This is a genomic window from Bacteroides sp. OM05-10AA, from assembly GCF_003439055.1.
Lineage (GTDB): Bacteria > Bacteroidota > Bacteroidia > Bacteroidales > Bacteroidaceae > Bacteroides > Bacteroides intestinigallinarum.
Map to the genome: position 1 here is coordinate 1 of NZ_QSUR01000093.1, position 777 is coordinate 777.

1 protein-coding gene is annotated in these 777 nt (G+C 42.7%); it reads left to right on the forward strand.

The features are described 5' to 3' along the window. Positions 1 to 777: AAA family ATPase (locus DXB58_RS27595; RefSeq protein ID WP_158571596.1), on the forward strand; the 777-nt coding region annotated here is incomplete at both ends.

Genomic DNA, 777 nt, shown 5'->3' on the forward strand with positions numbered 1-777 from the left:
GACGGCTGCATCAAGTTTGCGTTGCTGACTGGGGTGACAAAATTTGGCAAGGTGAGCGTATTCAGTGACTTGAATAACTTGAAGGATATTTCAATGGATGAACGCTTTGTGGATATTTGCGGTATCACGGAGAAAGAAATACATGACAATCTGGAGGAGGAATTGCATCAGTTGGCAGAAAAGCAGAAGATGAGTTATGAACAGGTGTGCGCAGAATTGAAAGAATGTTATGATGGCTACCACTTTGTGGAGCATACCATCGGAATCTATAATCCTTTTAGTCTGTTGAACACGTTTGATAAGATGAAGTTCGGCAGCTACTGGTTTGAGACGGGGACACCCACTTATCTGGTGAACTTGTTGAAGAAGCATCACTATGATTTGGAACGGATGGCTCATGAGGAGACAGACGAACAGGTGCTGAACAGCATCGACTCGGAATCTAGTAATCCCATTCCGGTGATTTACCAGAGCGGATATCTCACTATTAAGGGATATGACGAAGAGTTTGGCATATACCGTTTAGGTTTTCCGAATCGTGAAGTGGAAGAGGGGTTTGTCCGTTTCTTACTTCCTTATTATGCAAACGTAAATAAGGTGGAGTCTCCTTTTGAAATTCAGAAGTTTGTCCGTGAAGTACGTTCCGGTGACTATAACTCTTTCTTCCGACGTCTGCAAAGTTTCTTTGCAGATACAGGCTATGATGTGATTCGCGAGCAGGAGTTGCATTACGAAAATGTGCTTTTTATCGTTTTCAAACTCGTAGGCTTTTATACC